Genomic DNA, 23,651 nt, shown 5'->3' with positions numbered 1-23,651 from the left:
CCGTTTCAGCAAAGTGGCACGACGTTTGCGATAAGGATTACAGCGCAGGCTTGGTCCTACAGGTCTCGCAAACAACAAATCCCTCCAGTGCAGGAGGGTTCGCAATTCAAGTGCCGTGGGCAATGGCGGATATTTGCCACACGGGACGATTGAGGAACTTTGCAATGACGACTCGTCAGCCACTGTACAAATCCCTGTATTTCCAGGTGATCGTTGCCATCGTTATCGGTATTTTGCTCGGTCACTTCTACCCGCAGACTGGTGTGGAGCTCAAGCCGCTGGGTGACGGGTTCATCAAACTGATCAAAATGGTCATCGCCCCGATCATCTTCTGCACCGTTGTCAGCGGCATCGCTGGCATGCAGAGCATGAAATCGGTCGGCAAAACCGGCGGCTACGCGCTGCTGTACTTCGAAGTCGTGTCCTCCATCGCCCTGCTGATCGGCCTGTTCGTGGTGAACGTCGTGCAGCCGGGCGCTGGCATGCACATCGACGTGGCCACCCTGGACGCTTCGAAAATCGCGGCCTATGCCACGGCCGGTGCGAACCAGAGCATCGTTGGCTTCCTGCTCAACGTGATCCCGAACACCATCGTCGGCGCATTCGCCAACGGTGACATCCTGCAAGTGCTGATGTTCTCGGTGATCTTCGGTTTCGCCCTGCATCGCCTGGGTGCCTACGGCAAGCCGGTGCTGGACTTCATCGATCGCTTCGCCCACGTGATGTTCAACATCATCAACATGATCATGAAGCTCGCGCCAATCGGTGCCCTCGGCGCCATGGCGTTCACCATCGGTGCCTACGGTGTCGGTTCCCTGGTGCAACTGGGCCAGTTGATGATCTGCTTCTACATCACCTGCGTCCTGTTCGTGGTGGTGGTGCTCGGCGCCATCTGCCGCGCGCACGGCTTCAGCGTGCTGAAACTGATCCGCTACATCCGTGAAGAGCTGCTGATCGTTCTGGGTACGTCCTCGTCTGAATCGGCACTGCCACGCATGCTGATCAAGATGGAGCGTCTGGGCGCGAAGAAATCCGTGGTTGGCCTGGTGATCCCGACCGGCTACTCGTTCAACCTCGACGGTACCTCGATCTACCTGACCATGGCTGCTGTGTTCATCGCCCAGGCGACTGACACCCACATGGACATCACCCACCAGATCACCCTGTTGCTGGTGCTGCTGCTGTCCTCCAAGGGCGCTGCAGGCGTGACCGGCAGTGGTTTCATCGTGCTGGCCGCGACCCTGTCGGCCGTGGGCCACCTGCCGGTTGCCGGCCTGGCGCTGATCCTCGGCATCGACCGCTTCATGTCCGAAGCCCGCGCGCTGACCAACCTGGTCGGTAACGCCGTGGCGACCCTGGTGGTAGCCAAGTGGGTCAACGAACTGGACGAAGATAAGCTGCAAGTCGAGCTGGCTTCCGGTGGTCGTGGGATCTCCGACACCCGTGAAGAAGATGACCTGGGCGTGGCCGAAGGCCCTGCGCCGGTGATCAAGTAACCCGCTGATGGCGTGAACTGACGCCCACAGCAATCCGCAAACGCCCCGACTGGTTCGGGGCGTTTGCGTTTCTGCGCGGCCAAATTCGAATTTTTTGGTTTACAGTTAGTCAATGCTCCATCAAAGGCCCGGTGAAGATCCGTCTTCGCAAGAGAGCCTCCTCAGCCTGAGCCCATCTGCGCGCACCCGAACCAGCGATACCTTTCGCGGCAGATGGCTCGCCCCTAAATGCAAAAAATAGGCGGGCGTGCCCAATGATTACCCTGAAACTCAATGGTCAAGACCATCAACTGGACGTCACCGAGGATATGCCGCTGTTGTGGGCGATTCGCGATGTGGCGGGTTACAACGGCACCAAATTCGGCTGCGGCATGGGCCTGTGCGGCGCGTGCACCATTCATATCGACGGCGCCCCGGCGCGCAGTTGCATCACCCCGATCGGCGCGGTCAAGGGCCAGGCTGTGAGCACCATCGACAACCTGCACACCGACCCCATCGGCCAGGTCGTGCAGCAAGCCTGGCTGGACAGTGCCGTGGCCCAGTGCGGTTACTGCCAGGGCGGGCAAATCATGTCGGCCACCGCGCTGCTGAAAACCAACCCCAACCCCAGCGACGAGCAGATCGAGGAGGCGATGGTCGGCAATATCTGCCGCTGCGGCACCTACAACCGCATCAAGACCGCGATCCGCCAGGCCTCGACACACCTGCAGGGGGCCAAGGCATGAACCGCTTACCCGCTGATTTCGTCCTCGATAACCTCAGCCGCCGCGGTTTCCTCAAGGGCGTCGGCGCCACCGGCGCGCTGGTGATCGCCGCCAGTTGGGGCCTGCCCGCCGCGTTTGCCGCCGATGCCGCCAAGAAGTATGGCGGCGATGCCATGCCCCATGGGCTGATCGATGACCCCAAGGTCTACGTCAGCATTGCCACCGACGGCACCGTGACCGTGATCTGCAACCGTTCGGAAATGGGCCAGGGCGTGCGTACTAGCCTGAGCCTGGTAGTCGCCGATGAGTTGGACGCCGATTGGGCCCACGTGCGCGTCCAGCAGGCGCCGGCTGACGAAGTGCGTTACGGCAACCAGGACACCGATGGCTCGCGCAGCATGCGCCACTGGTTCGAACCGATGCGGCGTTGCGGCGCGAGTGCGCGCGCGATGCTGGAACAGGCGGCTGCCGAACAGTGGAAGGTGCCGCTGGGCGAGTGCCGTGCGCAGCTGCATAAGGTGGTTCACCAGCCCAGCGGTCGCACCTTGGGCTATGGCGAGCTGGCCGCCGCTGCCGGTGCATTGGCGGTGCCGGCGCGCGACACGCTGCGCCTCAAGCAGCCGTCGGAGTTCCGCTACATCGGCAAAGAGGGCGTCAAGGCCATCGACGGCGCCGATATCGTCAACGGTCGCGCGGTGTACGGCGCGGACGTGCATTTCGACGGCATGCTCTACGCCACCATTGCACGGCCGACGGTGTATGGCGGCAAGGTCAAATCCTTCGATGCCAGTGCGGCGTTGAAGGTGCCGGGGGTGATCAGGGTCCTCGAAATCGAAAGCCGGCCTCTGCCCTCGGAGTTCCAGCCGCTGGGCGGCGTGGCCGTGGTGGCCAGCAACACATGGGCAGCGATCAAGGGCCGCGAAGCGCTGGCGATTGTCTGGGATGACGGCGTTAACGCCGGCTACAACTCGATCGATTACCGCAAGGAACTGGAAGCGGCCGCGCGGCAACCGGGCAAAGTGGTGCGCAACACCGGTACCCTCGAGCAGGCGATGAACGAGGCCGACAGTACTTTGGACGCCGCTTATTATTTGCCGCATCTGGCCCAGTCACCGATGGAACCGATGGTTGCCGTTGCCCGTTTCGATAAGGGCCAGTGCGAAGCCTGGGCCCCCAGCCAGGCGCCCCAGGTGACCCGTGAGCGCGTCGCCGAGCGCCTGGGCCTGCCTTTCGATAACGTGACGATCAATGTCACATTGCTGGGCGGCGGTTTCGGTCGCAAGTCCAAGCCGGACTTCGTGGTCGAGGCGGCCATCCTCGCCAAGGAATTCCCCGGCAAGGCCGTGCGCGTGCAGTGGACCCGTGAAGATGACATCCACAACTCCTACTTCCACACGGTTTCCGCCGAGTACCTCAAGGCCGGCCTGAACAAGGACGGCCTGCCTTCCGCCTGGCTGCACCGCACCGTCGCGCCGAGCATCACCGCGTTGTTTGCACCGGGGATGAACCACGAGGCGGCGTTCGAGCTGGGCATGGGCTTTACCAACATGGCCTACGCGATTCCCAACGTGCGCCTGGAAAACCCCGAAGCCGCCGCCCACACCCGGGTTGGCTGGTACCGCTCGGTATCGAACATCCCGCATGGCTTTGCGATTCAGAGCTTTGTCGATGAGCTGGCGCACAAGGCCGGTCAGGACCCGTTGCAGTACCAACTCAAACTGCTTGGGCCGGACCGTCAGATCGATCCGAAAACCCTGAGCGATGAGTGGAACTACGGCGAATCCCCGGAGCGCTACCCGATCGATACCGCCCGCCTGCGCGGCGTCCTCGAAACCGCCGCCAAAGCCGCCGGCTGGGGGCGCACGCTGCCCAAGGGGCGAGGCCTGGGGCTGGCGGTGCATTACAGTTTCGTCACCTATGTGGCGGCGGTGATCGAGGTGGAAGTCAAAGACGACGGCACGCTGATCGTCCACAAGGCGGATATCGCTGTGGACTGCGGCCCGCAGATCAACCCGGAACGCATTCGCTCGCAATTCGAAGGCGCCTGCGTGATGGGCCTGGGCAACGCGGTATTGGGCGAGATCAGCTTCAAGGACGGCAAGGTCCAGCAGGACAACTTCCATATGTATGAAGTGGCGCGCATGTCCCTGGCGCCCAAGGTCGTCGCGGTCCACCTGGCCACGCCACAGGGCGAGGTGCCGTTGGGCGGTGTCGGTGAGCCCGGCGTGCCGCCGATTGCGCCGGCGCTGTGCAACGCGATCTTTGCCGCCACCGGCAAGCGTATTCGCAACCTGCCCGTGCGTTATCAGTTGCAAGGCTGGCAGGAGACGAAGGCTTGATGGACAGCGTGGATCTGAATGTCCTGCGCAGCGTGCTCGAATGGCGCCGCGCGGGGCAGCGGGTGGTGTTGTACAGCGTGGTCCAGACCTGGGGCAGCGCGCCGCGTCCGCCCGGGGCCATGCTGGCCTTGCGCGGTGACGGGGTGGTGATCGGCTCGGTGTCCGGCGGTTGCATTGAAGACGACTTGATTGCGCGTCTGCAGGATGGTCGGTTGGCGGACGACGGGCCCGCGGTGCAGTTGGTGACCTACGGCGTGACGCGCGATGAAGCGGCGCGTTTCGGCCTGCCGTGCGGCGGCACCCTGCGCCTGACCGAAGAGCGCGTGACGGAGTGGCAGTGGGTGGCCGAGTTGCTGGCGCGCTGTGACGCCCATGAAATCGTCGCTCGGGAGCTGGACCTGGCCACCGGCGACGTGAGCTTGAGCCCCGCGAGCAAGACCGACGTGGTGAGCTTCGACGGCGAGCGCCTGCGCGCCATCTATGGCCCGCGCTGGCGCCTGCTGTTGATCGGCGCCGGGCAGTTGTCCCGCTACGTGGCGCAGATGGCGCGGTTGCTGGATTTCGAAGTGCTCATCTGCGACCCGCGTGAAGAGTTCGTGTATGGCTGGGAAGAACCGCACGGCCGCTTTGTGCCCGGCATGCCTGATGAAGCGGTGCTGAACATCCAGACCGACGAACGCACGGCTATCGTCTGCCTGACCCACGATCCGCGCCTGGACGATATGGCGTTGCTGACGGCACTGAACTCCAATGCGTTCTATATCGGCGCGCTGGGTTCGCGGGTCAACACGCGTAAACGCCGGGAAAACCTGGCGGCGCTGGGGTTGTCTGCGCAGGCGATCGCGCGGTTGCATGGGCCGATCGGTTTGCATATTGGCAGCCATACACCGGCGGAGATCGCGCTGTCGTTACTGGCGGAAATTGTCGCGATCAAGAATGGCGTGGTGCCGCTGCAGAAAAAGCCGCTGTCGGTGCAGGTTGAATGACCGTCACGGTGATTGTGCTGGCGGCGGGGCAGGGCAGTCGTTTTCGCGCTGAAGCCGGGGCAGATCGGGATAAATTGCTGGCTGAGTGCGTCGGCCGGGACGGGGTGGTGCGGCCGGTGATCGAGCAGGTGCTGGTGAATTTGCCGGCGTGGGCGCTAAAGCGCGTGCTGGTGACGTCGCCCGAGCGGCTTGAAGTCATTCGTCTGGCGCAGGTCCATGGCTGCGAGGTAGTGCAGCTGTGCTCGGCCGGAATGGGCGACAGCATTGCGGCAGCGGTCGCGGCCAGTGCTTCCAGTGATGGCTGGCTGGTGGTGCTGGGTGATATGCCGTTCATTCTGCCGTCCAGTATTGAACGGGTGTTGGAGCGCATAGATGGTATCAGCGTGCCGGTGCATGCCGGCCAATATGGGCATCCGGTTGCGTTTGGGCGGGCGTTCGGCCCGGCGTTGATGGCGTTGACGGGCGATCGCGGGGCCAAGCCGCTGTTTGCCCAGGGGCAGGTGCGCGAGATCCAGGTAAACGATCCTGGCGTACTCTGGGATGTGGATCTGCCACATCTGTTGGATTTCAAACCGCTCTGAAATGTGGGAGGGGCAAGCCCCCGAATGCGGAGTGACAGGTTCAACATCTGTGCCTGTCCCTCCGCCATCGGGGGCAAGCCCCCTCCCACATTGAATCTTCGGTGTTTTCAGAATCTGTTTGGCATAAAAAAGCCCCGCCTGAGTGATCAGGCGGGGCTTTTCAGTGGCTGATGGAATCAGACGAGGGGTTTAGGCTCGTGCTCTTCTTCCAGGGCCTTTGGGTGGTGCTCTGCCACTTCTTCAACGGAACGCGGGGTCTCGTCGACGATAGGGGCAGCGTGCTCGACCACTTCGGCGACAGCCGGTGCGGCAGCGGCAGCAGCGGCGGCCGCTTCGGCTTCCTTGCGACGACGGCGCACTTCACGTGGGTCGTTCGGCGCGCGGCCGTTTTCGGTCAGGGCGCTGGCCGGTGCGGCTTCAACCACCGGGGCGGCAGCTTCGGCAACCACGGGCGCTTCAACCACTGGCGCAGGCTCGGCAACCACTACCGGAGCGGCTTCAACCACTTCGGCAACCGGGGCCGGAGCGGCTTCTACCACGGGGGCAGGCGCTTCAACCGGGGCGGCAGGTTCGGCAGTCCACTGGAAGGCGGTCTGTTCTTCGCGAACTTCACGCACGGCCGGGGCTGCGGCTTCGACAACCGGAGCTTCCACGACAGCTTCAACCACTGGCTGTGGCTCAACCACCGGGGCAGGCTCGGCGGCAGCCACTTCTTCTTGCGGCTGGGCTTCGCGAACCGGCGCAACTTCCACTTCCGGAGCCGCGGGGGCTTCGATCGGGGTGGTTGCTTCTACGACCGGTGCTTCAACCACTGGGGTCTCGGCGACTGGTGCTTCTACCGCAACGGTTTCTTCGACGGCGGCAGTGGCGCGTTCAGCCTGCTCGTGAGCCTGGGCTTCGGCAGGTGCGCTGATGACCGAGCTGGCAACAGCGGCGGTAACGGCCAGGCCGGCAGCCAGTTCGGTGCTGGTCGGTTCGCTGGTAGCGGCTTCTGCGTTCTCGCCGGCTTCTTCCGAACCTTCGATCACATTGCCGTTGGCGTCACGTTGACGCTCGCGACGGTTGCTGCGACGACGCTGGCCACGGGAGCGGCGGCGCGGACGATCGCCTTCGGCGTTGTCCTGGCCGTCTTCCTGCAGTTGCTCTTCGCCGGTCAGCACTTCTTCTTCGCTGGCGGCAGCCGCCTGCTCGGTGCGTGGTTGACGTTCTTCACGCGGTGGGCGCGGTTGACGCTCTTCACGTGGCGCACGCTCTTCACGCGGCGGGCGAGCCGGGCGTTCTTCCTCGGTAGTGGCGGCAACAGCAGCGGCGGCAACGGCAACAGCAGGCGCAGCGTCCAGCGGCTCGCGCAGTTCACGCACACGTTCTTCACGCTCGCCACGCGGCTTGCGATCTTCACGCGGTGCGCGTGGTGGGCGTGGTGCGCGCTCTTCGCGCGGTGCGCGTTCTTCGCGGGCTACGACCGGGGTCTCTTCACGGGCTTCGCGAGGCGCACGCTCTTCACGGGGTGCGCGCTCTTCACGCGGGGCCCGTTCTTCGCGCGGCTTGCGCTCTTCGTCACGGCGACCGTTGCGGTTACGGCTCTGCTGGCGACCGTTGCGACGCTCTTCGTTACGCGCCGGACGTTCGGTGGCAGGTTTTTCGACCACAACCGGTGCCGCAGGCTCTTCCTTGCTGGCGAACAGGCTGACCAGCGATTTCACCAGGCCCTTGAACAGGCTTGGCTCAGGCAGGGCGGCCGGGGCTGCGACCGGGGCAGCCACTTCAACCGGAACCGGTGCGTTGGCCCGCGCCGGAGCGGTCTTCACAGCGGCTTCCTGGCGAACCAGGGTGCGGGTCGCGGCGGCTGGCTGGACTTCTTCCACTTCGGCAGCGGCAGCGGCGATTTCGTAGCTGGACTGGCCGCTGTGGGCTTCCGGGCTGTCATCACGCAGGCGCTGCACTTCGAAGTGCGGCGTTTCGAGGTGATCGTTCGGCAGGATGACGATACGGGCACGGGTGCGCAGTTCGATCTTGGTGATCGAGTTGCGTTTTTCGTTGAGCAGGAACGCGGCAACCGGGATCGGCACTTGTGCGCGGACTTCGGCAGTGCGGTCTTTCAGGGCTTCTTCTTCGATCAGGCGCAGGATCGCCAGGGACAGCGATTCAACGTCACGGATGATGCCGGTGCCGTTGCAACGCGGGCAGACAATGCCGCTGCTCTCGCCCAGGGACGGACGCAGGCGCTGACGGGACATTTCCAGCAGGCCGAAGCGCGAGATGCGGCCGACTTGCACGCGGGCACGGTCAGCTTCCAGGCATTCGCGGACTTTCTCTTCCACGGCGCGCTGGTTCTTGGCTGGGGTCATGTCGATGAAGTCGATCACGATCAGGCCGCCGATATCACGCAGGCGCAGCTGGCGGGCGATTTCTTCAGCCGCTTCCAGGTTGGTCTGCAGGGCGGTTTCTTCGATGTCGCTACCTTTCGTGGCGCGCGCCGAGTTGATGTCGATGGACACCAGGGCTTCGGTCGGGTCGATCACGATGGAGCCGCCGGAAGGCAGTTCGACCACGCGCTGGAAGGCGGTCTCGATCTGGCTTTCGATCTGGAAACGGTTGAACAGCGGAACGCTGTCTTCGTACAGCTTGATCTTGCTGGCGTACTGCGGCATCACCTGGCGGATGAAGGTCAGGGCTTCGTCCTGGGCTTCGACGCTGTCGATCAGCACTTCGCCGATGTCCTGGCGCAGGTAATCGCGGATGGCGCGGATGATCACGTTACTTTCCTGGTAGATCAGGAACGGCGCGGAACGATCCAGGGACGCTTCTTTGATGGCGGTCCACAGTTGCAGCAGGTAGTCGAGGTCCCACTGCATTTCCTCGCTGCTGCGGCCCAGGCCGGCAGTGCGGACGATCAGGCCCATGTCGGCTGGAGCGACCAGGCCGTTCAGCGCTTCACGCAGTTCGTTGCGTTCTTCGCCTTCGATGCGACGGGAAATGCCGCCGGCACGCGGGTTGTTCGGCATCAGTACGAGGTAACGACCGGCCAGGCTGATGAAGGTGGTCAGGGCGGCGCCCTTGTTGCCACGTTCTTCTTTTTCGACCTGGACGATGACTTCCTGGCCTTCGCTCAGGACGTCCTTGATGTTCACGCGGCCTTCGGGGGCTTTCTTGAAGTATTCGCGGGAGATTTCTTTGAGGGGCAGGAAGCCGTGGCGCTCGGAGCCGAAATCGACAAAGGCAGCCTCAAGGCTTGGTTCGATGCGAGTAATACGGCCTTTATAGATGTTGGCCTTCTTCTGCTCGCGTGCGCCGGACTCGATGTCCAGGTCGTAAAGGCGTTGGCCATCTACCAGCGCAACACGCAACTCTTCGGGTTGAGTTGCGTTAATCAGCATTCTTTTCATGTTGTACCGTCGGTTTCCGGGCTGCCGGAAACGGCGTTCGGCACACACGACTTCTCACGGTCGGTGTCAGGTGCGTCAAGAGTGGTTGGCCACTCCAGTGTCCAGCAATAACCGGCGAATTGGGCTGGTATCGCGACGGACGCGTCCTGCTTGTTAGCGGTGGTGACAAAGGCACCACTTCAACAAAAGCTAAGGTCAGGAGGAGGAATCAACCGGCGACTGTGGACGAGATGAAGCGTCTATATATAAGCCTAGTGCTACACGGTCCGACGGTTGTGCATCTCCACCCTACACGTATCCCTGATAATTCGGGTGCTGCCGCGCGCAGAATCCGCAGCGGGTTGGCATTTACCGTGTTCTCCAATGGGGAGTCCACGCTCATGGCTAAACAAGACCAAGTGTGGGCGATTGCGCTCTCACTCGGCTCTTAACAGGCGTTGTTTCCGAAGCATTCGCCATGGTGTGTCCCAAGACTGACTGCACTTTGTGAACTGGCCGTAAATATCGGCGCAAAATGCGAGTATTCACTCTGCTTTCTGCACTCGCTTCAGGCCTCATGTCACCTGCGCTTGTTACAATCTCGGGCTTTCCAAGGTAACGAAAGCCCCGTAGGACGGCCTCGCGTCCTGATGAATTGCGAAGGTCAGGGCCGGCAATTTGCCGCAAGTCCTCTGTCCAGGCCGCTTTTGGCGGCGTTCGCGACTATAGCAGTAATGATTAAGTGCTTCAATTCCATAAAAAATTGTTATCATCGCCGACATGACGACTACCGCCCCCCAGACCCCCAGCGTCCAGCTGCTCGAGGTCTCGCCGGAATATGCCGGCCAACGCATCGACAATTTTCTCCTGGCCAGGCTCAAAGGCGTGCCCAAGACCTTGATCTACCGCATTTTGCGTAAAGGCGAAGTGCGCGTGAACAAGGGTCGCATCAAGCCCGAGTACAAGCTGCAGGCGGGCGATATCGTGCGGGTGCCGCCGGTGCGCGTGCCTGAGCGCGACGAACCTGTGCCGCTGGCCCAGGGCCTGTTGCAGCGCCTTGAAGCGTCGATTGTCTACGAAGACAGCAAGCTGATCGTGATCAACAAGCCCTGCGGCATTGCGGTTCACGGCGGCAGCGGCCTGAGTTTCGGCGTGATCGAAGCCTTTCGTCAGTTGCGTCCGGATGCCAAGGAGCTGGAGCTGGTCCATCGCCTCGACCGCGACACCTCCGGCCTGCTCATGATCGCCAAGAAGCGCAGCATGTTGCGCCACCTGCACACCGCCCTGCGCGGCGATGGCGTGGACAAGCGCTACATGGCGCTGGTGCGCGGCAACTGGGCCAGCTCGATCAAGAGCGTGCGCGCGCCGTTGCAGAAGAGCAACCTGCGCTCCGGCGAGCGCATGGTCGAAGTGGACGAGGAGGGCAAAGAAGCCCTGACCCTGTTCAAGGTGCTGCGCCGCTTCGGCGACTTCGCCACCCTGGTCGAGGCCAAGCCGGTCACCGGGCGCACTCACCAGATTCGCGTGCACACCCTGCATGCGGGCCACTGCATTGCCGGTGATACCAAGTACGGCGACGAGGCGTTCTCCAAGGAGATTCGCGACCTGGGCGGCAAACGCCTGTTCCTGCACGCCTACATGCTCACCGTACCGCTGCCCGATGGTGGCGAATTGAAATTGCAGGCGCCGGTCGATGAGATGTGGGCCAAGACCGTGGAGCGTTTGAGTGCCGCACCTTGACTACAAACTGCTGATTTTCGATTGGGACGGCACGCTGGCCAACTCCATTGGCCGTATCGTCGAGGCCATGCACATGGCCTCGACGCGTTCTGGCTTCGAGCTGTGCAGCGATCTGGCGGTCAAGGGTATTATCGGCCTGGGGTTGCCTGAGGCGATTCGGACCTTGTACCCGCACATCGCTGACGCTGAATTGGTCGCGTTCCGCGAGCATTATGCCGATCACTACATTGCGCTGGAGGCCGAGCCTTCGCCGCTGTTTGATGGCGTGGTGCAGTCCCTGGAAGCGTTCCGCGCCGAGGGTTATCAGCTGGCGGTCGCCACTGGCAAGGCCCGCCGCGGCCTGGACCGGGTGCTCAAGGCCCACGGCTGGGAAGACTATTTCGACGTTACCCGCGCCGCGGACGAAACCGCCAGCAAGCCCCATCCGCTGATGCTTGAGCAGATCCTCGCCCATTGCGGCGTGTCGCCACGCCAGGCGTTGATGGTCGGCGACGCGTCTTTCGACCTGATGATGGCGCGCAACGCCGGCATGGACAGCGTGGCGGTCAGCTACGGTGCGCAGGCTGCCGAGGCGCTGCAGGCATACGAGCCCAGGCTGACGATCGATCATTTTTCTGAATTGCAGGCCTGGCTCAGCCGGGCCCACTGAGTCTTTGCTGGGGTAGATGGCATGAGTGATGAGTGGAAAGCGCCCGAAAAGGCCGACAGCAGTGACGACAAGAGTTGGAAGCTGCTGGAGAAGACCCTTCTGGCCAGCGTGCAAGAGCAGCGTCGTTCGCGGCGCTGGGGGATTTTCTTCAAGCTGCTGACCTTTGTTTACCTGGTCGGCATGCTGGTGCTGTTCAGCCCGCTGGTGGACATGGAAAAAACCGCGACCCGTGGCTCCAGCTATACCGCCTTGATCGAAGTGCGCGGGGTGATTGCCGACAAGGAGTCCGCCAGCGCCGACAATATCGTCACCAGTCTGCGCACCGCGTTCGAAGACCCCAAGGTCAAGGGCGTGATCTTGCGCATCAACAGCCCAGGCGGCAGCCCGGTGCAGTCGGGCTACGTGTATGACGAGATTCGCCGCCTGCGCGCGCTGCATCCGCAGATCAAGCTGTACGCGGTGATCTCCGACCTGGGCGCCTCGGGTGCGTATTACATCGCCAGTGCCGCTGACCAGATCTACGCCGACAAGGCCAGCCTGGTGGGTTCCATTGGCGTCACGGCGGCCGGTTACGGCTTTGTCGGCACCATGGAGAAGCTCGGTGTGGAGCGTCGCACCTACACCTCGGGCGAGCATAAGGCGTTCCTCGACCCGTTCCAGCCGCAAAAGGCCGATGAAACCCAGTTCTGGCAGAGCGTGCTCGACACCACTCATCGCCAGTTCATTGCCAGCGTCAAGCAAGGGCGCGGTGATCGTCTGAAGGACAAGGACCATCCGGAGCTGTTCTCCGGGCTGGTCTGGTCTGGCGAGCAGGCCTTGCCGCTGGGCTTGATCGATGGCCTGGGTAGTGCCAGTTCGGTGGCGCGGGACGTGATTGGTGAAAAGGAACTGGTGGACTTCACCGTTCAGGAGTCGCCGTTTGACCGGTTCTCCAAGAAGCTCGGCGCCAGCGTGGCGGAGAAGTTGGCCTTGTACATGGGCTTCCAGGGCCCGACCCTGCGCTGAGATCCCAAGGTCTGCGTAGATAAATGTGGGAGGGAGCTTGCTCCCGATTGCGGTGGGTCAGCTACAGATAAGCTGACTAATCCATTGCTATCGGGAGCAAGCTCCCTCCCACATTTGGTTTTGCGCTGGTTTAAGGGATTTGCACGCCCTCGGCCAGCAGCATATCCACCAGGCGAATCAGAGGTAGGCCGACGAGGCTGGTCGCATCCGGGCCTTCGGTGCTTTGGAACAGGCTCACGCCCAGCCCTTCGGCCTTGAAGCTGCCCGCGCAGTCATAGGGTTGCTCGATCCGCAGGTAGCGCTCGACCCGCTCCGCGTCCAGCATGCGCATGTGTACGGTGAACGGCACGCAGTCGACCTGGCAATGCCCGGTCTCGCTGTTCAGCAGCGCCAGCCCGGTGAGGAAGCTGACACGCTTGCCGCTGGCCGCCAGCAGTTGCTCGCGGGCGTTCTCGAAGGTGTGGGGTTTGCCGATGATCCGGCCTTCGAGTGCGGCGACCTGATCGGAGCCGATGATCAGGTGCCCTGGATGGCGGGCGGCGAGGGCGCGGGCTTTCTCTTCGGCCAGGCGCTTGACCAGTTCGACGGCTGACTCATTTGCACGGTGGCTTTCATCGATATCCGGTGAGCTACAGATGAACGGTAAGTGCAGGCGGCTCAGCAATTCCCGGCGATAGACCGAGCTGGATGCGAGTAATAAAGGCAGCATGGGCGTCTCCTCAGGGCGACCGGGGATTCTAGCGGGACGACCGGCTGACGCACAGGGCTGAATTTCCTTTGACATGGCTGGGGGCATCCCTATAATGCTGCGCCTATGTTGAATGACCCGATTCCACCTCACGTTGACCCGCGCAAATTGGCTGATCGTGGCACTTCCCTTCAAGGTGAATTGCTGCTGGCCGATTTGGAGAGACTCTGCGACCCGCTTTCCGACACTGTCGGTACGGTGCAGGCCAAATTCGTTTTTGAACGAGATGAACGTAAATCTGTGGTTATTCACAGCTTTATCGACACCGAGGTCAAAATGGTTTGCCAGCGTTGTCTTGAGCTGGTCACCCTGCCGATTCACAGCGAATGCAGTTACGCTGTGGTAAAGGAGGGTGCGAATACCCAGTCGTTGCCGAAAGGTTATGACGTGCTGGAACTGGGCGAAGATCCTTTGGATCTGCATGCACTGATCGAGGAGGAGCTTTTGCTCGCCTTGCCCATTGTGCCTGCTCATCATCCGGAAGAATGCCAGCAGCCGGCGGGCCTCGATGACGAGTCCGAACCGAGCGAGGACGAGGTAACGCGGTCCAACCCGTTCAGTGTATTGGCGCAGTTAAAGCGTGACCCAAACGTTTAGGAGTTAATCAATTATGGCTGTTCAGCAGAACAAAAAATCCCGCTCTGCCCGTGACATGCGTCGTTCGCACGACGCCCTGACGGCAAGCACTCTGTCTGTAGAAAAAACCACCGGTGAAATTCACCTGCGTCACCACGTATCGCCAGAAGGCGTATACCGTGGCCGTAAAGTGATTGACAAGGGCGCTGACGAGTAATCACTTGTCTGCTCAAGTCATCGCGATTGACGCAATGGGCGGGGACTTCGGTCCCCGCAGCATTGTTCAGGCTTGTATTGCCAGCCTGTCTGCTACGCCCTCGCTGCACCTGACCCTCGTCGGTCAACCTTCCCTTCTTGAAGAATTGATTGCCAGCCATCCGGCGGTGGATCGCGCGCGCCTGACGATTACGCCCGCCAGCGAAGCCATCGGCATGGATGAAAAACCGGCGGTCGCCCTGCGTGGCAAGCCCGACTCTTCAATGCGGGTCGCCCTTGAGTTGTTGCGTGATGGCAAGGTGCAAGCCTGTGTCAGTGCCGGTAATACGGGCGCGCTGATGGCGTTGTCGCGGCATGTGCTCAAGACCTTGCCGGGGATCGACCGGCCGGCGATAGTCGCGGCGATACCGACGCAGACAGGCTATTGCCAGTTGCTCGACCTGGGCGCGAATGTCGATTGCAGTGCCGAGCATCTGTTCCAGTTCGCCGTGATGGGCTCGGTGGCTGCCGAGGCGCTGGGTGTGGCCCGTCCGCGCGTGGCCTTGCTGAATATCGGCATCGAAGACATCAAGGGCAACCAGCAGGTCAAGCTCGCCGCCGCTTTGCTGCAAGGTGCGCTGGGGTTGAACTACATCGGCTTTGTCGAAGGCGACGGTTTGTATCGCGGCGAGGCGGATGTGGTGGTGTGCGACGGGTTTGTCGGCAATATCCTGCTTAAATCCAGCGAAGGTCTGGCGACCATGATTGCCACGCGGATCGAGGCCTTGTTCAAGCGCAACCTGGCCACACGCCTGGTCGGCGCCCTGGCGTTGCCGCTGATGCGCCGCCTGCAGGAGGACCTGGCCCCGGCGCGGCATAATGGCGCAAGCTTTCTCGGCTTGCAGGGCATCGTGGTGAAAAGCCATGGCTCGGCGGGCGTGGAAGGCTTTCAGAGTGCGATTGCACGGGCGTTGATCGAGATCCAGGAAAACCTGCCGCGACGCTTGCACGGCCGCCTGGAAGATCTGTTGCCTTAGGCGAATCGGCCCGGGAATGCTTAAATGTGACCGGCCGGTTCAATTGACCATCCAATCTGTCAGTTTCGTGCGCTCCCATCGTAGGAGCGCCTATATCCGACGACCAGATCATTAGGGGCTTGTTACATGTCTACATCCCTCGCATTCGTCTTTCCAGGGCAGGGTTCGCAGTCCCTCGGCATGTTGGCCGAGCTGGGCGCGCAATATCCGCTGATCCTGGAAACCTTCAAGGAAGCTTCCGATGCCCTGGGTTACGACCTGTGGGCGCTGACCCAGCAGGGGCCGGAAGAGCAACTCAATCAAACCGATAAAACCCAGCCGGCCATCCTCACCGCTTCGATCGCCCTGTGGCGCTTGTGGCTGGCGGAAGGCGGCGCGCGTCCGGCGTTCGTCGCCGGTCACAGCCTGGGCGAATACAGTGCCCTGGTCGCTGCGGGCAGCCTGACCCTCGCTGAAGCGGTCAAGCTGGTCGAGCGTCGTGGCCAGTTGATGCAGGAAGCGGTTCCGGCCGGGCAGGGGGGCATGGCTGCCATTCTCGGCCTGGATGATGCGGTGGTGATCGCAGCCTGTGCCGAAGCGGCCCAGGGCGAAGTGGTCAGCGCGGTGAACTTCAACTCGCCGGGCCAGGTGGTGATTGCCGGTGCCAAGGCCGCCGTTGAGCGCGCCATCGAAGGCTGCAAGGCCCGTGGCGCCAAGCGTGCCTTGCCGTTGCCGGTGAGCGTGCCGTCGCACTGCGAGCTGATGCGCCCGGCGGCCGAGCGTTTTGCCGAGTCCATCGCCGCCATCAACTGGCAGGCGCCGCAGATCCCGCTGGTGCAGAACGTCAGCGCGGCGGTTGCCGCGGATCTCGACACCCTCAAGCGCGACCTGCTGGAACAACTCTACAAGCCGGTGCGTTGGGTTGAATCGGTACAGACCCTGGCCGCCAACGGCGCCACCGAGTTGGTCGAGTGCGGCCCGGGCAAAGTCCTGGCCGGCCTGAACAAGCGCTGCGCCGACGGCGTGTCGACCTCCAACCTCAATACCCCGGATGCCTTTGCGGCCGCTCGCGCGGCACTGGCCTGAACCCCGAACTTAGGAGAAGCCTGCATGAGTCTGCAAGGTAAAGTTGCACTGGTTACCGGCGCGAGCCGTGGCATTGGTCAGGCGATCGCCCTGGAACTGGGCCGTCAGGGCGCCGTCGTGATCGGCACCGCCACTTCCGCCGCGGGCGCCGAGCGTATCGCCGCGACCTTGAAGGAAAACGGCGTGCAGGGCACCGGCCTTGAGCTGAATGTGACCAGCGATGAGTCCGTGGCTGCCGTACTGGCCGAGATCACCGCACAGTTCGGCGCGCCGGCGATTCTGGTGAATAATGCCGGTATCACCCGCGATAATCTGATGATGCGGATGAAAGACGACGAGTGGCATGACGTCGTCGACACCAACTTGAACAGTCTGTTTCGCCTGTCCAAGGGCGTTTTGCGCGGCATGACCAAGGCGCGTTGGGGTCGAATTATCAATATTGGCTCCGTAGTGGGTGCCATGGGCAACGCAGGCCAAGTAAACTATGCCGCGGCGAAAGCCGGTCTGGAAGGTTTCAGCCGCGCACTGGCGCGTGAAGTCGGCTCGCGGTCGATTACGGTCAACTCGGTGGCCCCTGGGTTCATCGACACCGATATGACCCGCGAACTGCCGGAAGCACAGCGTGAAGCCTTGCTGACGCAGATTCCGCTGGGCCGTCTGGGCCAGGCTCAAGAGATCGCGAATGTGGTCTCTTTCCTGGCATCCGACGGTGCGGCATACGTGACTGGGGCTACAATCCCGGTTAACGGCGGGATGTACATGAGTTAAATTGTGACGGATCGCTTCAAAAAAATGTCATACGAGCTGTCTAAAATCCGTTATAAAGCTGCAACTTAATTTATACGCGGGTGGCCGACCGGGTACGGGGTGAACCTTTCAGTTGAAAAGCTGAAATGGCTTTCTATACACTTACCCACTGGCCAGCTGCCTGAATTTGTCCATTAGGAGTGAAAACAAGGTATGAGCACCATCGAAGAGCGCGTCAAGAAAATCGTTGCCGAGCAACTGGGCGTTAAAGAAGAAGAAGTGGTCAACACCGCTTCCTTCGTTGAAGACCTGGGTGCCGACTCCCTTGACACCGTTGAGCTGGTGATGGCTCTGGAAGAGGAATTCGAGACCGAAATCCCGGACGAAGAAGCTGAAAAAATCACTACCGTTCAAGCTGCAATCGACTACGTTACCAGCCACCAGGCGTAATAGTTTGTAGTCGTCGCTTGCTGTCAGGGAAAAACCGCACTGCTGTAACGGCGTGCGGTTTTTTCTTTAGCTCTGATGAAAAGTGATTCTGAAGCAAAGTGTCGTCATTAGAAAAAGGAGAGTGCTGTGTCGCGTAGACGCGTCGTAGTCACCGGTATGGGTATGTTGTCGCCACTGGGCACGGATGTGCCGAGCAGTTGGCAGGGCATTCTGGCTGGCCGCAGTGGTATTGGTCTGATCGAACACACGGACCTTTCTGCCTATTCCACCCGTTTTGGCGGCTCGGTAAAGGGGTTCAATGTCGAGCAATACCTCTCGATCAAAGAGTCCCGCAAACTCGACCTGTTCATTCAATACGGCCTGGCAGCCGGTTTTCAGGCAGTGCGTGACGCTGGTCTGGAAGTCACCGACGCCAACCGTGAACGCATCGGCGTGGCCATGGGTTCGGGTATTGGCGGTTTGACCAATATCGAAGAAACCAGTCGCACGTTGCACGAGTCCGGTCCGCGTCGAATTTCACCGTTCTTCGTGCCGGGTTCGATCATCAATATGATTTCCGGTTTCCTGTCCATCCATCTGGGAGCACAGGGACCTAACTACGCCATTGCCACGGCTTGCACCACAGGCACGCATTGCATCGGCATGGCCGCGCGCAATATCGCCTATGACGAAGCGGACGTGATGATTGCCGGCGGCGCTGAAATGGCGGCCTGCGGCCTGGGCATGGGCGGCTTCGGCGCGTCGCGTGCGCTGTCGACCCGCAACGACGAGCCGGCTCGTGCCAGCCGTCCGTGGGACAAGGGCCGTGACGGTTTCGTCCTGGCCGACGGCGCCGGTGCGCTGGTGCTGGAAGAGCTGGAACACGCCAAGGCGCGTGGCGCGACGATCTACGCCGAGCTGATCGGCTTTGGTATGAGTGGCGACGCCTACCACATGACTTCGCCACCGGCCAACGGCGCCGGTGCTGCGCGTTGCATCACCAACGCCCTGCGCGATGCGAAGATCAGCCCGGACCTGGTGCAGTACATCAACGCCCACGGCACTTCGACAGCGACCGGCGACCTGGCGGAAGCCGAAGCGATCAAGTCAGTGTTCGGCGAGCACGCCTACAAGCTGGCAGTCAGCTCCACCAAGTCCATGACCGGCCACCTGTTGGGTGCGGCGGGCGCGGTCGAAGCGATCTTCAGCGTGCTGGCCATCAGGGATCAGGTCGCTCCGCCGACCATCAACCTCGATGAGCCGGATGAAGGCTGCGACCTGAACTTCGTGCCTCATGAAGCGCAGAAAATGCCGATCGACGTGGTGTTGTCCAACTCGTTCGGTTTCGGTGGCACCAACGGTTCCCTGGTGTTCCGCCGGTTCGCCGAGTAATGCACAGCTGGGTCGACGGTCAGCCAGCGGACAGCGTGCCCCTGAAAGATCGTGGCCTGGCGTATGGCGATGGCCTGTTCGAAACCATCGCCGTCAAGGCCGGGCAACCCGTGTTGCTCGACCGCCACCTGCAACGCCTGGCCGAGGGTTGCAGGCGGTTGGCATTGGTTGTGGACCCGGCATTGGTCCGCAGCGAAGTGCTCGCTTACGCCAGCGCCCTCGGCGACGGCGTACTCAAATTGATCCTCACCCGAGGCGACAGCCTGCGCGGTTATGGCATCAACCCCGGCGCCCCGGTGCGCCGTATCCTGCAGGGCAGTGCGCCTGCTGCTTATCCCCAGGCCCATGGCAACGACGGTATCCGCCTGTTTCCGTGCGCCACCCGTTTGTCCGAACAGCCGCTGCTGGCCGGTCTCAAGCACCTCAATCGCCTCGAACAAGTGATCGCGCGCGCCGAGTGGCAAGATACCGAGCATGCCGAAGGTTTGATGCTGGATATGTCCGGGCGCGTCATCGAAGGCGTGTTCAGCAACCTGTTCCTGGTGCGTCACGGCGTGTTGTTGACCGCTGATCTGAATCGTTGCGGCGTGGCCGGCGTCATGCGTGCCGAGGTGCTGGCCCAGGCGCAGGCGCTCGGCACCCCGGTGGTCGTGGCCGATATCAGCCTTGAGCAGTTGCAGTCGGCCGACGAGGTTTTTGTCTGCAACAGCGTTTATGGCATTTGGCCGGTGCGCGGCTGCGCTGCGATGAGCTGGTCGGTTGGGCCGCTCACCCGTAAACTGCAGAGCATTGTTCGCGCGCTATTGGATATTTGAGTTGATACGAAAACTGTTGTTACTGCTGCTGATCGGTCTGTTCGCGGCGGCGTTGCTGTTGGGGTTTTCGGCCTGGAAGCTCGACTCAACCCTCAAGCAGCCCTTGCACCTGACCGAGGAGCAACTGCTCGACGTCCCCGCCGGAGCCACGCCGACCGGCACTTTCAATCGCCTGGAAGCCGACGGTGTGCTCGACGGCGCCTTCTGGTTGCGTCTGTACTGGCGGTTCAACCTCGAAGGCCAGCCATTGCACAGCGGCGAATACCGCCTCACTCCCGGCCTCACCGCCCAAGGCTTGATCGGCCTGTGGCAGCGTGGCGAAGTGGTGCAATACAGCCTGACCCTGGTGGAGGGCTGGAATTTCCGCCAAGTACGCTCGGCGCTGGCCAAGCATGAAAAGATCGTGCAGAGCCTTGCCGGCCTGAGTGACAGCGAAGTGATGGACAAGCTCGGCCACCCAGGGGTTTTCCCCGAGGGGCGGTTCTTCCCCGATACCTATCGCTTTGTGCGCGGCATGACGGATGTCGAGTTCCTCAAGAAAGCCTACAACCGCCTGGACGATGTGCTCGCCCAGGAGTGGAGCAAACGCGCCGCCGACGCGCCGTACACCGACCCCTACCAAGCGCTGATCATGGCCTCCCTGGTGGAGAAAGAGACCGGTGTGCCGGAGGAGCGGGGGCAGATCGCCGGGGTATTTGTGCGTCGCATGAAGATCGGCATGCTGCTGCAGACCGATCCGACGGTGATCTACGGCCTGGGCGAGCGCTACAACGGTAAGCTGACGCGTGCCCATCTCAAGGAAGCCAACCCCTACAACACCTACATGGTTGCCGGGCTCCCGCCGACACCCATCGCGATGGTCGGCCGCGAGGCGATTCATGCGGCGCTGAACCCGGTGCCGGGTAGCAGCCTGTATTTCGTTGCCCGAGGTGATGGCAGTCATATTTTCTCGGACGACCTGGATGCACATAATGCCGCGGTGCGTGAGTTCCAGCTCAAGCGTCGCGCCGATTACCGTTCCAGCCCGGCGCCGCAGGTGAAGCCGTTGGAAGACCCCGCGCCGACGAACGATGCCCCCGACGCACCCGCCGAGCCTGCGCCGGACGCCGCCGCATCGCAAAGCCCGCAATGACTCTGACTAAGGACTGCCTGTGACTGGCTTGTTTATTACCCTGGAAGGCCCGGAAGGCGCCGGCAAAAGCACCAACCGCGATTACCTGGCCGAGCGTTTGCGCGCTGCGGGCGTCGAGGTGGTGCTGACCCGCGAGCCCGGCGGTACGCCATTGGCCGAGCGCATCCGTGAAGTGCTGCTGGCCCCAGGCGAAGAACAGATGAACCCGGACACCGAGTTGCTGCTGGTGTTCGCCGCACGCGCCCAGCACCTGGCCGAAGTGATTCGCCCGGCGCTGGCCCGCGGCGCCGTGGTGATTTGTGACCGCTTCACCGATTCCACCTATGCCTACCAAGGCGGTGGCCGCGGCCTGTCCCAGGCGCGCATCGCCACCCTGGAGACCTTCGTCCAGGGCGATTTGCGTCCCGACCTGACCCTGGTGTTCGACCTGCCGGTGGAAGTCGGCCTGGCCCGTGCCAGTGCGCGTGGCCGCCTGGACCGCTTCGAACTGGAAGGCCAGGCGTTTTTCAACGCCGTGCGCAGCGCATTCCTTGCCCGGGCCAAGGCCGAGCCGGCGCGTTACTACCTGTTGGACGCCGCCCAGCCGCTGGCCCAGGTGCAGCAGGCCATCGATGCGCTGCTACCCACATTGCTGGAGCGCGCCCGTGGCTGAAGCCTACCCTTGGCAGGACAGTCTCTGGCAGCAACTGGCGGGGCGTGCCCAGCACGCTCATGCCTACTTGTTGCACGGCCCGGCGGGTATCGGTAAGCGCGCACTCGCCGAACGCCTGATGGCCAGCCTGCTGTGCCAACGTCCGGTCAACCTGGAAGCCTGCGGCGTGTGCAAGTCCTGCCTGCTGCTCAAGGCCGGCAGCCACCCGGACAACTACCTGCTGGAACCCGAGGAAGCGGACAAGGCGATCAAGGTCGACCAGGTGCGTGACCTCGTCAGCTTCGTGGTGCAAACCGCGCAGATGGGCGGGCGCAAGGTCGTACTGATCGAGCCGGTGGAGGCGATGAACATCAACGCGGCCAACGCCTTGCTCAAAAGCCTCGAAGAACCTTCCGGCGATACCGTGCTGTTGCTGGTCAGCCACCAGTCCAGCCGCTTGTTGCCGACCATTCGCAGCCGTTGCGTGCAGCAGGCGTGCCCATTGCCCAGCGAGGCGATGAGCCTGCAATGGCTGGAACAGGCTTTGCCGGACTGTTCCGAAGCCGAACGCGTCGAGTTGCTGACCCTGGCCGCCGGCTCCCCCCTGGCCGCCGTGAAGCTGCAGGCCCAGGGCGTGCGCGAGCAACGCGCGCTGGTGGTGGACGGGGTGAAAAAGCTGCTCAAGCAGGAGTTGTCCGCCACCCAGTTGGCGGAAACCGCCTGGAAGGACATCCCCTTGCTGCTGCTGTTCGACTGGTTCTGCGACTGGTCGAGCCTGATCCTGCGCTACCAGTTGACCTTGGATGAAAATGGCCTGGGCCTGCCGGACATGCGCAAGGTCGTGCAATACCTCGCGCAGAAAAGCGCACAGGACAAGGTGCTGAATATCCAGGACTGGATTCTCGCCCAGCGCCAGAAGGTCCTCGGCAAGGCCAACCTCAACCGCGTGCTGTTGCTCGAAGCGTTGCTGGTGCAGTGGGTCGGTTTGCTCGGCCGGCGTTAATTTCCGTGGCCGACGGGTGTATCGTCGGCCAGATCCTTCCCGTGATTGAAGTTGTCATTTCCTATGCTCGTAGATTCCCATTGCCACCTTGATCGCCTCGACCTCGCCCAACACGGCGGTTCCCTCGACGCCGCCCTGGAAGCGGCCCGCCAGCGTGGGGTCGGGCACTTCCTGTGCATCGGCGTCAGTGCCGACAATGCGGCCGACGTCAAAGCCCTCGCGGATTGCTACGCGGACGTGGATTGCTCGGTGGGTATCCACCCGCTGGACCTCAAGCCCGGCGAAGCCCCGGCCCTCGACTGGTTGCTCGGCGAACTCAACCACCCACGGGTGGTGGCAATTGGTGAAACCGGCCTGGACTATCACTACGAGCCCGAAGCCGCGCTATTGCAGCAAGCGTCGTTCCGCCTGCACCTGCACGCCGCCGAGCAGACCGGCAAACCGGTCATCGTCCACACCCGCGGCGCCCGCGCCGACACCCTGAGCCTGCTGCGCGAAGCCGCATTGCCCCAGGCCGGCGTGCTGCATTGCTTCACCGAAGACTGGGACATGGCCAAGGCGGCCCTCGACCTGGGGTTCTATATTTCCCTGTCGGGCATCGTCACCTTTCGCAATGCCGACGCCCTGCGTGACGTGGCGCGACAAGTGCCGGCCGACCGGCTGCTGGTGGAAACCGACTCGCCGTACCTGGCGCCGATTCCCCATCGCGGCAAGCCGAACCTGCCGGAGTATGTGCGTGACGTGGCGGATTACCTGGCGATGCTACGCGGTGAATCCTACGAACGCTTTGCCGAACAGACCACCGAGAACTTCAAGCGCCTGTTCCCGCTGGCGCACGTCGCGGGTTGACGCGACCAAATCCGAGGCAAAAAAAACCCGGGTTCTGGGGGGGGAATCCGGGTTAAGACCATTAGGAGTAAAACAAGGGCACGCAGTCCGTCGGTACCCAGGTCGACGCTTCACTTGGGGGAGATGTCGCGCCGACAGTTGAAGTATTGATCAGTATCCGATTCAGT

Annotated in this window: 22 protein-coding genes; 20 read left to right on the top strand and 2 right to left on the bottom strand. The window is 62.4% G+C overall.

The genetic code is table 11. From position 1 onward, the window contains the following. The first annotated feature begins 164 nt into the window (after positions 1-164). The 5 genes from AC07W0_RS18135 to AC07W0_RS18115 all read left to right on the top strand — a co-directional run bounded on the left by AC07W0_RS18135 (position 165) and on the right by AC07W0_RS18115 (position 6,106). A complete protein-coding gene (locus AC07W0_RS18135) occupies positions 165-1,496 on the top strand; it encodes a dicarboxylate/amino acid:cation symporter (RefSeq protein WP_102618404.1) in 1,332 nt (443 codons plus the stop codon). Between the two features lie 254 nt (positions 1,497-1,750). Beyond that, positions 1,751-2,221: a (2Fe-2S)-binding protein gene (locus AC07W0_RS18130; protein WP_046382354.1), complete on the top strand. Its 471-nt coding sequence runs from the start codon at positions 1,751-1,753 to the stop codon at positions 2,219-2,221. Next, positions 2,218-4,539, top strand: coding sequence for a xanthine dehydrogenase family protein molybdopterin-binding subunit (locus tag AC07W0_RS18125; RefSeq protein WP_102618405.1), 2,322 nt, complete (start codon positions 2,218-2,220; stop codon positions 4,537-4,539). The genes AC07W0_RS18130 and AC07W0_RS18125 overlap by 4 nt, the downstream gene beginning before the upstream one ends. Next, a complete protein-coding gene (locus AC07W0_RS18120) occupies positions 4,539-5,525 on the top strand; it encodes an XdhC family protein (RefSeq protein ID WP_046489265.1) in 987 nt (328 codons plus the stop codon). Before AC07W0_RS18125 ends, AC07W0_RS18120 begins: the two co-directional genes overlap by 1 nt. Next, complete coding sequence (locus AC07W0_RS18115) at positions 5,522-6,106, top strand: nucleotidyltransferase family protein (RefSeq protein ID WP_046489266.1); 585 nt, start codon at positions 5,522-5,524, stop codon at positions 6,104-6,106. The genes AC07W0_RS18120 and AC07W0_RS18115 overlap by 4 nt, the downstream gene beginning before the upstream one ends. Positions 6,107-6,282: 176 nt before the next feature. On the opposite strand, the gene rne is transcribed toward AC07W0_RS18115, so the two are convergent. Then, on the bottom strand, positions 6,283-9,483 hold the full coding sequence (gene rne, locus AC07W0_RS18110; protein ID WP_102618406.1) for a ribonuclease E: 3,201 nt from the start codon (positions 9,481-9,483) through the stop codon (positions 6,283-6,285). Positions 9,484-10,251: 768 nt separating this feature from the next. Here rne and rluC point away from each other — a divergent pair. From rluC to sppA, 3 genes are read left to right on the top strand one after another with little or no spacing between them, the layout of a single operon-like run. Next, positions 10,252-11,211, top strand: coding sequence for a 23S rRNA pseudouridine(955/2504/2580) synthase RluC (rluC, locus tag AC07W0_RS18105; RefSeq protein WP_046382359.1), 960 nt, complete (start codon positions 10,252-10,254; stop codon positions 11,209-11,211). Then, positions 11,198-11,860, top strand: a complete 663-nt coding sequence (locus AC07W0_RS18100; protein ID WP_046382360.1) for an HAD-IA family hydrolase — start codon at positions 11,198-11,200, stop codon at positions 11,858-11,860. The genes rluC and AC07W0_RS18100 overlap by 14 nt, the downstream gene beginning before the upstream one ends. 21 nt (positions 11,861-11,881) lie before the next feature. After that, the gene (gene sppA / locus AC07W0_RS18095; protein ID WP_102618407.1) at positions 11,882-12,865 is read left to right on the top strand and encodes a signal peptide peptidase SppA; all 984 of its coding nucleotides are present in this window, start codon (positions 11,882-11,884) and stop codon (positions 12,863-12,865) included. A 130-nt stretch (positions 12,866-12,995) separates the two neighbouring features. On the opposite strand, the gene AC07W0_RS18090 is transcribed toward sppA, so the two are convergent. Further along, positions 12,996-13,574, bottom strand: coding sequence for a Maf family protein (locus tag AC07W0_RS18090; protein ID WP_102618408.1), 579 nt, complete (start codon positions 13,572-13,574; stop codon positions 12,996-12,998). Between the two features lie 105 nt (positions 13,575-13,679). On the opposite strand from AC07W0_RS18090, the gene AC07W0_RS18085 reads away from it, so the two are divergent. The 12 genes from AC07W0_RS18085 to AC07W0_RS18030 all read left to right on the top strand — a co-directional run bounded on the left by AC07W0_RS18085 (position 13,680) and on the right by AC07W0_RS18030 (position 23,484). Next, entirely contained in the window at positions 13,680-14,210 is a 531-nt protein-coding gene (locus AC07W0_RS18085) for a YceD family protein (protein WP_027607804.1), read from the top strand. Positions 14,211-14,223: 13 nt separating this feature from the next. Next, positions 14,224-14,406: a 50S ribosomal protein L32 gene (gene rpmF, locus AC07W0_RS18080; RefSeq protein ID WP_008152339.1), complete on the top strand. Its 183-nt coding sequence runs from the start codon at positions 14,224-14,226 to the stop codon at positions 14,404-14,406. 4 nt (positions 14,407-14,410) lie between these two features. Further along, complete coding sequence (plsX, locus tag AC07W0_RS18075) at positions 14,411-15,421, top strand: phosphate acyltransferase PlsX (protein ID WP_082118866.1); 1,011 nt, start codon at positions 14,411-14,413, stop codon at positions 15,419-15,421. Between the two features lie 126 nt (positions 15,422-15,547). Next, a complete protein-coding gene (gene fabD / locus AC07W0_RS18070; protein WP_046489281.1) occupies positions 15,548-16,486 on the top strand; it encodes an ACP S-malonyltransferase in 939 nt (312 codons plus the stop codon). 24 nt (positions 16,487-16,510) lie between these two features. Beyond that, on the top strand, positions 16,511-17,254 hold the full coding sequence (gene fabG, locus AC07W0_RS18065; RefSeq protein ID WP_046382365.1) for a 3-oxoacyl-ACP reductase FabG: 744 nt from the start codon (positions 16,511-16,513) through the stop codon (positions 17,252-17,254). Positions 17,255-17,446: 192 nt separating this feature from the next. After that, complete coding sequence (gene acpP, locus AC07W0_RS18060) at positions 17,447-17,683, top strand: acyl carrier protein (RefSeq protein WP_003175607.1); 237 nt, start codon at positions 17,447-17,449, stop codon at positions 17,681-17,683. Positions 17,684-17,809: 126 nt separating this feature from the next. Further along, positions 17,810-19,054 (top strand): beta-ketoacyl-ACP synthase II, encoded by a 1,245-nt coding sequence (gene fabF / locus AC07W0_RS18055; protein WP_046382366.1) that lies wholly within the window; start codon positions 17,810-17,812, stop codon positions 19,052-19,054. Further along, positions 19,054-19,869: an aminodeoxychorismate lyase gene (gene pabC, locus AC07W0_RS18050; protein WP_079444531.1), complete on the top strand. Its 816-nt coding sequence runs from the start codon at positions 19,054-19,056 to the stop codon at positions 19,867-19,869. The genes fabF and pabC overlap by 1 nt, the downstream gene beginning before the upstream one ends. Position 19,870: 1 nt before the next feature. Then, positions 19,871-21,001, top strand: coding sequence for an endolytic transglycosylase MltG (gene mltG, locus AC07W0_RS18045; RefSeq protein ID WP_102618409.1), 1,131 nt, complete (start codon positions 19,871-19,873; stop codon positions 20,999-21,001). A gap of 19 nt (positions 21,002-21,020) precedes the next feature. Next, entirely contained in the window at positions 21,021-21,653 is a 633-nt protein-coding gene (gene tmk, locus AC07W0_RS18040; RefSeq protein WP_046382369.1) for a dTMP kinase, read from the top strand. Beyond that, positions 21,646-22,635: a DNA polymerase III subunit delta' gene (locus tag AC07W0_RS18035; RefSeq protein WP_102618410.1), complete on the top strand. Its 990-nt coding sequence runs from the start codon at positions 21,646-21,648 to the stop codon at positions 22,633-22,635. The genes tmk and AC07W0_RS18035 overlap by 8 nt, the downstream gene beginning before the upstream one ends. Positions 22,636-22,698: 63 nt before the next feature. Further along, positions 22,699-23,484 (top strand): TatD family hydrolase, encoded by a 786-nt coding sequence (locus AC07W0_RS18030; RefSeq protein ID WP_102618411.1) that lies wholly within the window; start codon positions 22,699-22,701, stop codon positions 23,482-23,484. Positions 23,485-23,651 lie beyond the last annotated feature (167 nt).

This window comes from Pseudomonas sp. GW704-F2, assembly GCF_059423025.1.
The sequence above is the reverse complement of the archived record's forward strand: the minus strand, read 5'-3'. Positions and strand labels throughout refer to the sequence as shown.

Excerpts from the sequence above, each read along its gene's own strand:
- AC07W0_RS18135 (WP_102618404.1), top strand. The coding sequence starts at position 165 with ATGACGACTCGTCAGCCACTGTACAAATCCCTGTATTTCCAGGTGATC.
- AC07W0_RS18130 (WP_046382354.1), top strand. The coding sequence starts at position 1,751 with ATGATTACCCTGAAACTCAATGGTCAAGACCATCAACTGGACGTCACC.
- AC07W0_RS18125 (WP_102618405.1), top strand. The coding sequence starts at position 2,218 with ATGAACCGCTTACCCGCTGATTTCGTCCTCGATAACCTCAGCCGCCGC.
- AC07W0_RS18120 (WP_046489265.1), top strand. The coding sequence starts at position 4,539 with ATGGACAGCGTGGATCTGAATGTCCTGCGCAGCGTGCTCGAATGGCGC.
- AC07W0_RS18115 (WP_046489266.1), top strand. The coding sequence starts at position 5,522 with ATGACCGTCACGGTGATTGTGCTGGCGGCGGGGCAGGGCAGTCGTTTT.
- rne (WP_102618406.1), bottom strand. The coding sequence starts at position 9,483 with ATGCTGATTAACGCAACTCAACCCGAAGAGTTGCGTGTTGCGCTGGTA.
- rluC (WP_046382359.1), top strand. The coding sequence starts at position 10,252 with ATGACGACTACCGCCCCCCAGACCCCCAGCGTCCAGCTGCTCGAGGTC.
- sppA (WP_102618407.1), top strand. The coding sequence starts at position 11,882 with ATGAGTGATGAGTGGAAAGCGCCCGAAAAGGCCGACAGCAGTGACGAC.
- AC07W0_RS18090 (WP_102618408.1), bottom strand. The coding sequence starts at position 13,574 with ATGCTGCCTTTATTACTCGCATCCAGCTCGGTCTATCGCCGGGAATTG.
- AC07W0_RS18085 (WP_027607804.1), top strand. The coding sequence starts at position 13,680 with ATGTTGAATGACCCGATTCCACCTCACGTTGACCCGCGCAAATTGGCT.
- rpmF (WP_008152339.1), top strand. The coding sequence starts at position 14,224 with ATGGCTGTTCAGCAGAACAAAAAATCCCGCTCTGCCCGTGACATGCGT.
- fabD (WP_046489281.1), top strand. The coding sequence starts at position 15,548 with ATGTCTACATCCCTCGCATTCGTCTTTCCAGGGCAGGGTTCGCAGTCC.
- fabG (WP_046382365.1), top strand. The coding sequence starts at position 16,511 with ATGAGTCTGCAAGGTAAAGTTGCACTGGTTACCGGCGCGAGCCGTGGC.
- acpP (WP_003175607.1), top strand. The coding sequence starts at position 17,447 with ATGAGCACCATCGAAGAGCGCGTCAAGAAAATCGTTGCCGAGCAACTG.
- pabC (WP_079444531.1), top strand. The coding sequence starts at position 19,054 with ATGCACAGCTGGGTCGACGGTCAGCCAGCGGACAGCGTGCCCCTGAAA.
- AC07W0_RS18030 (WP_102618411.1), top strand. The coding sequence starts at position 22,699 with ATGCTCGTAGATTCCCATTGCCACCTTGATCGCCTCGACCTCGCCCAA.